Origin of the sequence: Sulfitobacter sp. S190 (assembly GCF_025141935.1) — a bacterium.
GTDB lineage: Bacteria > Pseudomonadota > Alphaproteobacteria > Rhodobacterales > Rhodobacteraceae > Sulfitobacter.
The window spans coordinates 3,205,551-3,215,000 of sequence record NZ_CP081120.1 but is presented as its reverse complement, the minus strand read 5'-3'; the positions used below and the strand labels follow the sequence as shown (position 1 = coordinate 3,215,000).

The window sequence follows — 9,450 nt, the reverse complement described above, 5'->3', positions numbered from 1 at the left end:
CGATGAAAGACGTGATACTCTGCGATAAGCCATGGGGAGCCGAGAATAGGCTTTGATCCATGGATTTCTGAATGGGGCAACCCACCTGATACTGTGTTATCTCACCCGCTTCGGCGGCGACGGATAATGCGGTCAAACAGGTATTTCTAGACTGAATACATAGGTTTAGAAAAGCAAACCCGGGGAACTGAAACATCTAAGTACCCGGAGGAAAGGAAATCAATTGATACTCCCCTAGTAGCGGCGAGCGAACGGGGACCAGCCGAGCCTTGAGTGTGGTCAGAATGCGTTGGAATGCGCAACCAGAGTGGGTGATAGTCCCGTATGAGAAGCATGATAGGACGTATTAAGTAGGGCGGAACACGTGAAATTCTGTCTGAAGATCGGAGGACCACCTTCGAAGGCTAAGTACTCCTTACTGACCGATAGTGAACCAGTACCGTGAGGGAAAGGTGAAAAGCACCCCGACGAGGGGAGTGAAACAGTACCTGAAACCGAACGCCTACAATCAGTTGGAGGGCCCTTGCGGCCTGACAGCGTACCTTTTGTATAATGGGTCATCGACTTGGTCTCTCAAGCAAGCTTAAGCCGTTAGGTGTAGGCGCAGCGAAAGCGAGTCTTAATAGGGCGAATGAGTTTGAGGGATCAGACCCGAAACCGAGTGATCTAGGCATGGCCAGGTTGAAGGTAAGGTAACACTTACTGGAGGACCGAACCCACATCTGTTGAAAAAGATCGGGATGAGCTGTGCCTAGGGGTGAAAGGCCAATCAAACTCGGAGATAGCTGGTTCTCTGCGAAATCTATTTAGGTAGAGCGTCGACCGAATACCCTCGGGGGTAGAGCACTGGATGGGTAATGGGGCCCCACAGGCTTACTGATCCTAACCAAACTCCGAATACCGAGGAGTACTAGTCGGCAGACACACGGCGAATGCTAACGTCCGTCGTGAAGAGGGAAACAACCCTGACCTACAGCTAAGGCCCCTAATTCATGGCTAAGTGGGAAAGCAGGTGGGACGACCAAAACAACCAGGAGGTTGGCTTAGAAGCAGCCATCCTTTAAAGATAGCGTAACAGCTCACTGGTCTAAATAAGTTGTCCTGCGGCGAAGATGTAACGGGGCTCAAGCCATGAGCCGAAGCTTAGGATGCATTTATTGCATGGTAGCAGAGCGTAGTGTGACATAGTTCCATGTCTCCTTACCGGGTTCGCCCGGATTGGAGACGCGGAGCTTTCTGTGAAGCCGGCGCGTGAGCGATCCGGTGGAGAGATCACTAGTGAGAATGATGACATGAGTAGCGACAAAGAGTGTGAGAGACACTCTCGCCGAAAGTCCAAGGGTTCCTGCTTAAAGCTAATCTGAGCAGGGTAAGCCGACCCCTAAGGCGAGGCCGAAAGGCGTAGTCGATGGGAACCAGGTTAATATTCCTGGGCCAGATGGAAGTGACGGATCATGAAGGTAGTTCATCCTTATTGGATTGAATGGGCTGCTAATTGGTCCCTGGAAATAGCTCCATCGCTAGATCGTACCCTAAACCGACACAGGTGGACTGGTAGAGAATACCAAGGCGCTTGAGAGAACGATGTTGAAGGAACTCGGCAAAATACCTCCGTAAGTTCGCGAGAAGGAGGCCCGGTTCCTAGGCAACTAGGGGCTGGGGGCACAAACCAGGGGGTGGCGACTGTTTATTAAAAACACAGGGCTCTGCGAAGTCGCAAGACGACGTATAGGGTCTGACGCCTGCCCGGTGCCTGAAGGTTAAAAGGAGAGGTGAGAGCCTTGAATTGAAGCCCAGGTAAACGGCGGCCGTAACTATAACGGTCCTAAGGTAGCGAAATTCCTTGTCGGGTAAGTTCCGACCTGCACGAATGGCGTAACGACTTCCCCGCTGTCTCCAACATCGACTCAGCGAAATTGAATTACCTGTCAAGATGCAGGTTACCCGCGGTTAGACGGAAAGACCCCGTGCACCTTTACTACAACTTCACACTGGCATTAGGCCGAACATGTGCAGGATAGGTGGTGGGCTTTGAAGCAGTGACGCCAGTCGCTGTGGAGCCTCCCTTGAGATACCACCCTTGTTCTGCTTGATGTCTAACCGCGGTCCGTTATCCGGATCCGGGACCCTGTGTGGTGGGTAGTTTGACTGGGGCGGTCGCCTCCTAAATCGTAACGGAGGCGCGCGAAGGTTGGCTCAGAGCGGTCGGAAATCGCTCGTTGAGTGCAATGGCAGAAGCCAGCCTGACTGCGAGACTGACAAGTCGAGCAGAGTCGAAAGACGGCCATAGTGATCCGGTGGTCCCGAGTGGAAGGGCCATCGCTCAACGGATAAAAGGTACGCCGGGGATAACAGGCTGATACTGCCCAAGAGTCCATATCGACGGCAGTGTTTGGCACCTCGATGTCGGCTCATCTCATCCTGGGGCTGGAGCAGGTCCCAAGGGTACGGCTGTTCGCCGTTTAAAGAGGTACGTGAGCTGGGTTTAGAACGTCGTGAGACAGTTCGGTCCCTATCTTCCGTGGGTGTAGGATACTTGAGAGGAGTTGCCCCTAGTACGAGAGGACCGGGGTGAACGATCCACTGGTGGACCTGTTGTTGCGCCAGCAGCAGTGCAGGGTAGCTATGATCGGAAAGGATAACCGCTGAAGGCATCTAAGCGGGAAGCCCCCCTCAAAACAAGGTATCCCTGAGAGCCGAGGTAGACCACCTCGTCGATAGGCCAGAGATGTAAGCGCAGTAATGCGTTCAGTTGACTGGTACTAATGGCTCGATAGGCTTGATTTGATCCAGTAACAGAAAGACTGTTACCAGAACAAAAGCATACACACACATTAGCCGTACTCGGCTTGGACATTTTTTGATTTTATTTGGTTTGGTGATCATAGCGCGAGCAAAACACCCGGTCCCATCCCGAACCCGGCAGTTAAGTGCCGCCGCGCCAATGGTACTGCGTCTTAAGGCGTGGGAGAGTAGGTCATCGCCAAACCTAATAAGATCAAAAAATGTGTATCTCTCTTAACGATAACAAAACAATCCGCCCAAAAATACACTACACACCCGGCGGCTTGTGCTTAACAAGCTCACAAAAAAATACTGCAATACAAGCTTTTGCTTTGAAGGCGCATCAAGTGTCTCAGCGAAGCACAGCAATGCAAGGTCATCGCCCAGTCTAACACCGCTTGGACCCTGCCAACGCTGACTGACTTCATGGCAGCGCTGGTGGCGACACCCACAGGCGATCCGTAGCCTGTGTAGGTCTGAAAGAGTAAGCAGACATTGACAACCTGCTCGTCCCGCTACTGTAAAAATTCGCTTACGGATTTCTTTCGTGGAAAGTCGCTTTTTGCGCTTGAACTCTCTTGGGGCCAGGCGTAGATACTCCAAACATTGACGCGGGATGGAGCAGCCCGGTAGCTCGTCAGGCTCATAACCTGAAGGTCGTAGGTTCAAATCCTACTCCCGCAACCAACAAAATCGAACCCCACCCTTAACGGGTGGGGTTTTTCGTTTCTGGGCCCTCGCAACGCTGACATTGCAACCGCGTCCGCGTACAATTCAATCACAAGACCAACTTGATGCAGCTGCACGGCGGACAATGGCTGCCACTCACATTGGTGCAAGGTGCTCACTTGCGCGGTGAGCGACGCAAGCCGAACGCTATCTGAAGTCAATGAAACCTGGGCGGTCCTCACGCGAGACACGTGGGATTGGCTATCTTTTCATACGCCTTGGCCATACCATGCGAGTATTGAATTTATGCGATACCACGGATGATTATGCATGGCACGAGCCGACTCTGAGATGCCTACGGATGCGTTTTCTGCTACTCGGAAGGGCCATGGTGCCTCCCCGGATATGGCCGCGCATTTTGCGGCGACTTCGGAAATTTTGCGCCTGATCGGGTCTTCGCGCCATGACGAAACGCCGATTTTCGAGGCGATCATCCGGCACAGCCAGACCTTGTGCAATGCGCCCATGGCGGGGCTGATCCTTGCCAAGGTAGGCGACACGGCGCAGCGTCTTGCGGCACAGGCAGGGATCTATCCGCAAGTGGTCGAGCTGTTCGAGACGGGCCAGATGAAGGTGGACCCCGACCTCTCCTATGCCGCGCGCTGCATTGTAGAATGCAAGCTGTTCGCTTTCGACGACATGGGTCAAAGCGACCTTTACGCGGCAAGCAGTCCGGTCGTGCGGGGGATGGTGGATGACCACGGCATTCGCAGTGTTCTGTTCGTGCCGCTCGTGCTTGAGGGCACGGCGTTGGGCTTGATCACGTTGTTTCGCGAACGCCTTGATCCGTTCTCGGCCAGTGAAATCGCGTTAATCGAGACCTTTGCCGCACAAGCCGTCATCGCCATTGAGAATGTACGCCAGTTTCGAGAGGTGCAGGCCCGCACCGTCGAAGTGGAACATGCGCTGGTGCGTGAACAGGCCAATGCCGAAGTGCTGCAGGTCATTTCAGAAGCGACGTCCGATTTGCAGCCCGTCTTTGATCTGATCGTGCAAAAATCTTCGGAGCTGAGCGATGCACGGTTTTGCGTTCTGGACCAATTCGCCGACGGGAAGCTGCATTTTTGCGCGCAGCACGGGTTTACAGGGGATCTAAAAACCAAGCTGTTGGCGGATTATCCGGTAACAGACATGGCCGGGCACGTGTCGTCGACGGCGATCGAGACCGGGGCGCCTGCGCATATCGAGAACGCGCAGGAGGCCGTTTACTTTCGTCCCGAAATTGCGCGTATGGCCGGGTGGCGGCGCATGTTGGGGGTCCCGATCAAAGTAGATGGGCACGTCTGGGGTTGCATCACCATGGGGTGGCCCGGAACCGAGGCGCCTGCGCCCGAAATGGTCGAGTTGATCCAGAGTTTTGCCTCTCAGGCGAGTATCGCCATCGAAAACGTGCGCCTGATGCGCGAAGCACGCGATCGCACGGCCGAGGTCGAAGTGGCCCTTGAGCAGCAGCAAGTCAGCGCCGAAATTCTGGGGGTCATCAGTCAGTCCGTCGAAGACACCCAGCCCGTTTTTGACCGCATCACCGAGGCAGCGACAATATTGTGCGATGTGCGGTGCTGCATGCTCTATCAATTCAAGAATGATCTTGTGCATTTCAAAGCCAGCTCCGGTTTTGAAGCCGCCTATATGGAACGCTACGCCAAGAACTGGCCTGCGCCGGCGGTCCAGGGGTCCATCACGGGCGCCGTGTTTGAACATGGCACGATCCAGCATTTCGAAGACACACAGAATGAAGACTACTACGATCATGCGACCGCACGTGAGTTCGGGTATCGCCATCTGGTAGGTTTCCCGATCCATGTCGGCTCAGATGTCTGGGGCTGTATTGTTCTGGGCTGGCCCGATGGGCGCAGTCCGCAAAAGTCGCACATCGATCTTGTCTCAACCTTCGCGGATCAGGCTGGCATCGCGATCCAGAATGCGCAGCTGTTCCACGACACCCAAAATGCGTTGTCCCGCCAGACGGCAAGTGCCGATGTGTTGCGGGTCATCAGTCAATCACCAGATAGCGCGCTGCCAGTCTTTGAAGAAATCGTGCAGGCAGCGATCCGGTTGATCGACTGCGACCTCGCGATTGCCGGTCAGACCGACGGCAAAGAGGTTTGGCAAACAGCAGTTGCCACGCCACACGGTCTTGAAGAAAAAATATCAGACGCGCGCGCCCCTTTGGATGCTTTGGACAATGCGCCCGCAAAGGCAATGCTGAGCGGCAGGACTTTACAGCACGAAAGGCTGCGGTCCGAAGGATTGTCCGTGCGCGACAAAGAGCGTGCGGACAAGCATGGTTTCAACATCGGTCTGCATGTGCCGATGATGAAGGATGGCAAGCCCCTCGGCGCGTTAACGTTTGTACGAAAAAGGGACCTTGCCTTTACGGATGACGAGATTGCGGTCGCTGAATCCTTTGCCAATCAGGCCGTGATTGCGGTTGAAGGTGTCCGGTTGTTCAACAACACACAGAAGTCACTGGCCCGTCAAACCGCCAGCACAGATGTGCTGCGGGTAATCAGCGGCGCGCAAAGGGACGCGACGCCGGTGTTCCACGCCGTTGTGACTGCTGGATGCAAGCTACTGGGGTGCAGTGGTGGCGCTTTGGCTATCCGAAGTGACGACAGCTTCGTGCCCATCGCCGGCATGCGGGACGGGCAACCGATTGAGAACCTCAGCCCCGAGCCTGTAAGGATCGAGCCCGACAAGAACTTTCCCTCTCGGGTCATGGCTTCGGGAAAGATGGTGCACATCGAAGACGCAAGCGCCATCGAGCTGCCGGAACACGAGAAGGTCAGCTTTGAAAAATTTTCCCTTAAGTCGGCGCTTTACCTGCCGCTGTTGAAAGAGGGGGTCTGCATCGGCACTTTGATCTTTATTCGTACCGATCACGCCCGTGCGTTTACCGAAGACGAGATGGAGCTGACCAACTCCTTTTGTGATCAGGCGGTCATTGCCATTGAGAACGTCCGGCTGTTCCGCGAGGCCGAAGAGGCCCGCAAGGTTGCTGAAGAAGCGAATGAGGCCAAGAGTGCGTTCCTTGCCACCATGAGCCATGAAATCCGCACCCCGATGAATGCCGTGATCGGCATGAGCGGGTTGTTGATGGACACCGATCTAAACCCCGAACAACATGATTATGCCAGCACGATCCGCGACAGTGGTGATGCGCTGTTGGGCATCATCAACGAAATCCTCGATTTTTCCAAAATCGAAGCCGGGCAGATGGACATCGAAAACCATCCGTTCGACCTGCGTGATTGCATTGAATCCGCGCTGGATCTGATCAGCGGAAAGGCCGCGGAAAAGCAGCTCGAGATCGCCTATCTCATGGAGGATAGCGTGCCCCAAGGCGTCAGCGCGGATCTCGCGCGGCTGCGCCAGATCCTGCTCAACCTTCTGTCCAATGCGGTGAAATTTACCGAGACGGGCGAGGTTGTTGTCAATGTGACCGCTGTTCCCGGTACCCGGGACGACCATATGTTGACCATCACGGTACGCGATACAGGGATCGGTCTGACAGAAGCCGGCATGTCGCGATTGTTCCAGTCCTTCAGCCAAGCAGACAGTTCAACGACGCGCAAATATGGCGGGACCGGCCTTGGGTTGGCGATTTCAAAACGGCTTGCCGAGTTGATGGGCGGCACGATGTGGGCGACGAGCGATGGCGCCGGCAAGGGGGCGACCTTTCATTTCACCATCCAAGTGCAGGCTGCCGAATTGCCGGAGACCAAATCGCGTAGCCTGATTGGTGAGCAATCGGAACTTGTCGGCAAGCGGATCCTGGTCGTGGATGACAACGCCACAAATCTGAAACTGCTGTCCCTGCAGACCCAGAAGTGGGGTACGCAGACCAAAGCCTTCCTTAACCCCGAAGACGCGATCTCTGCGCTTGAGGATGGCAAGGTGTACGACCTCGCCGTTCTGGACATGCACATGCCGCAGATGGACGGGGTCGCCTTGGCCGAAGAAATCCGCAAGCTGGATCATTCCATGCCTCTCATTTTGTTCAGCTCTTTGGGAGTGCGGGAAGAGGCGGGCGCAGGTGATTTATTTGCAGCGCATCTGACCAAACCCTTGCGGCAATCGCATTTGTTCGACACGTTGGTCACCCTGTTTGCGCCCAAAGATAAAGCCGAACAGCAGATCAAGCGCACGGCAAAGCCGAAATCCAACCCGGACATGGCAAAGGCCCACCCGCTGCGCATTCTGCTGGCCGAAGACAATCTGGTGAACCAAAAGCTGGCCATTCGGCTGCTTGAACAGATGGGATACCGCGCCGATCTCGCCAGCAACGGCGTTGAGGCGTTGGAAAGCGTGGCGCGCCAGACCTATGATGTCGTCCTGATGGACGTGCAAATGCCTGAAATGGACGGGCTCGAAGCGGCGCGCCGGTTGAACGCGCTATATGCTGAGGACCGCCCGAAGATCGTCGCGATGACCGCGAATGCCATGCAGGGCGACCGCGAGATGTGTCTGCAAGCGGGTATGGATGACTATATCGCCAAGCCTATCCGCGTGGATCTTTTGGTACAGGCTCTCTTGAACACAACCCCTAAGCAACAGGACGTTTGAATGACGCATGATGATCTGATCGACCCATCGGTTTTTGCAGACTTGCAGGACGCCGTGGGAGAGGAGTTCGCCTTTGAGCTGTTGGAAACCTTTCTGGAGGACGCGCCGAACCTGTTGAATGCCCTATCGGCATCTGTCGCCGCACAAGACGCGGATGCCTACCGCCGCGCCAGCCACACGATCAAGTCCAACGCCCAGACATTTGGCGCGACGGCATTGGGTGCCAAAGCGAAAGACATGGAAGTGTCCGGTGAGATTGACGGTGCTGCGGCGCAAGACCTGCAGGTTCTGTTTGCCGAAACCGCCGCGGCATTCGAGGCGCAAAGGGATGACTGATGCGCCCGGTAAGATGTTGATTGCAGACGACAACAAAGTGAACCGCCTGTTGATGACCCGCAGTGTCGAGCTGTTGGGGCACAAGGCCGATGTTGCCAAGAACGGCAAAGTCGCGCTGCAAATGCTTGCGCAAAGCGACTACGACGTGCTGCTGCTGGACATCGAAATGCCTGAAATGGACGGGTTTGAGGTGCTTGAGGCGCTCAACGCAGATCCGGCTCTGCGCGACATTCCGGTGATCGTGACGTCCTCGCTGGAGGGTTTGGAGAATATCGTCCGGTGCATTGAATTGGGTGCTGCCGATTACATCCCGAAACCTGTGAACAAGGTGCTGTTAAACGCGCGCCTGGGCGCCTGTCTGGAACGCAAGCGGTTGTATGACGAGCAAAAGCGATTGCTGCGCCGGTTTGCGACAGAGGAGGTTGCGCAGGATTTGCAGACTTCGGGCTTTGCCATCGGGGCGAGCCGGACCAACGCCAGCATCCTGTTCTGCGATATCCGGAACTTTACGGTAATGTCCGAGAATATGGCCCCCGAGGCCACTATTGAGCTTCTGAACACTTACTACACTTTGATGTTCGAGGCCGTGACCAGCCACGGAGGGATGATCAATCTTATGGTCGGCGACGGGTTGATGGCCATCTTTGGCGCACCGCAGCCACTTGAGAATGCTGCACAATGCGCAGTCTCTGCGGCGCAGGAAATGCTGGCGATGATTGATATGCTGAATGCCGAACGCACCGCTGCCGAAGACCCCGAACTGCGCGTCGGTTTCGGGATTGCAAGTGGCGAAGTGGTGGCCGGATATGCAGGCACTGACGCGCGCGCCACCTATACCTGCATCGGAAAAACAGTGAACCTTGCCGCCCGATTGGAGGCCCATACGAAAGTTGTCGACCGAAATGTTCTGATCGACCGCGCAACATATGACGGCCTTTCTGATCCGGCGATTTGCACGGCAACGGCACCGGGAAAGTTCAAAGGCTTTTCAGAGGAAACTGCGGTATTCGCGATCTAAGCCGCTACTGTCGGGCT

3 protein-coding genes, 1 tRNA gene and 2 rRNA genes (1 of these 6 cut by a window edge) are annotated in these 9,450 nt (G+C 55.4%); all 6 read left to right on the top strand.

The window, feature by feature from the left end; genetic code table 11:
- A 23S ribosomal RNA gene (locus K3756_RS15970) occupies positions 1–2,787 on the top strand (it extends 47 nt beyond the left edge of the window).
- Positions 2,788–2,874: 87 nt separating this feature from the next.
- Positions 2,875–2,989, top strand: a 5S ribosomal RNA gene (rrf, locus tag K3756_RS15965).
- A 405-nt stretch (positions 2,990–3,394) separates the two neighbouring features.
- Positions 3,395–3,471: transfer RNA gene (locus K3756_RS15960), tRNA-Met, on the top strand.
- A gap of 312 nt (positions 3,472–3,783) precedes the next feature.
- A complete protein-coding gene (locus K3756_RS15955; RefSeq protein ID WP_259989116.1) occupies positions 3,784–8,079 on the top strand; it encodes a GAF domain-containing protein in 4,296 nt (1,431 codons plus the stop codon).
- Positions 8,080–8,415 carry an Hpt domain-containing protein gene (locus K3756_RS15950; RefSeq protein WP_259989114.1) on the top strand — a complete coding sequence of 112 codons (336 nt, stop codon included), beginning with the start codon at positions 8,080–8,082 and terminating at the stop codon, positions 8,413–8,415.
- Positions 8,408–9,433 carry a response regulator gene (locus tag K3756_RS15945; RefSeq protein WP_259989111.1) on the top strand — a complete coding sequence of 342 codons (1,026 nt, stop codon included), beginning with the start codon at positions 8,408–8,410 and terminating at the stop codon, positions 9,431–9,433. Before K3756_RS15950 ends, K3756_RS15945 begins: the two co-directional genes overlap by 8 nt.
- The last annotated feature ends 17 nt before the right edge of the window (positions 9,434–9,450 follow it).

Coding starts and splice junctions, on each gene's coding strand:
- K3756_RS15950 (WP_259989114.1), top strand. CDS start 8,080: ATGACGCATGATGATCTGATCGACCCATCGGTTTTTGCAGACTTGCAG.
- K3756_RS15955 (WP_259989116.1), top strand. CDS start 3,784: ATGGCACGAGCCGACTCTGAGATGCCTACGGATGCGTTTTCTGCTACT.
- K3756_RS15945 (WP_259989111.1), top strand. CDS start 8,408: ATGACTGATGCGCCCGGTAAGATGTTGATTGCAGACGACAACAAAGTG.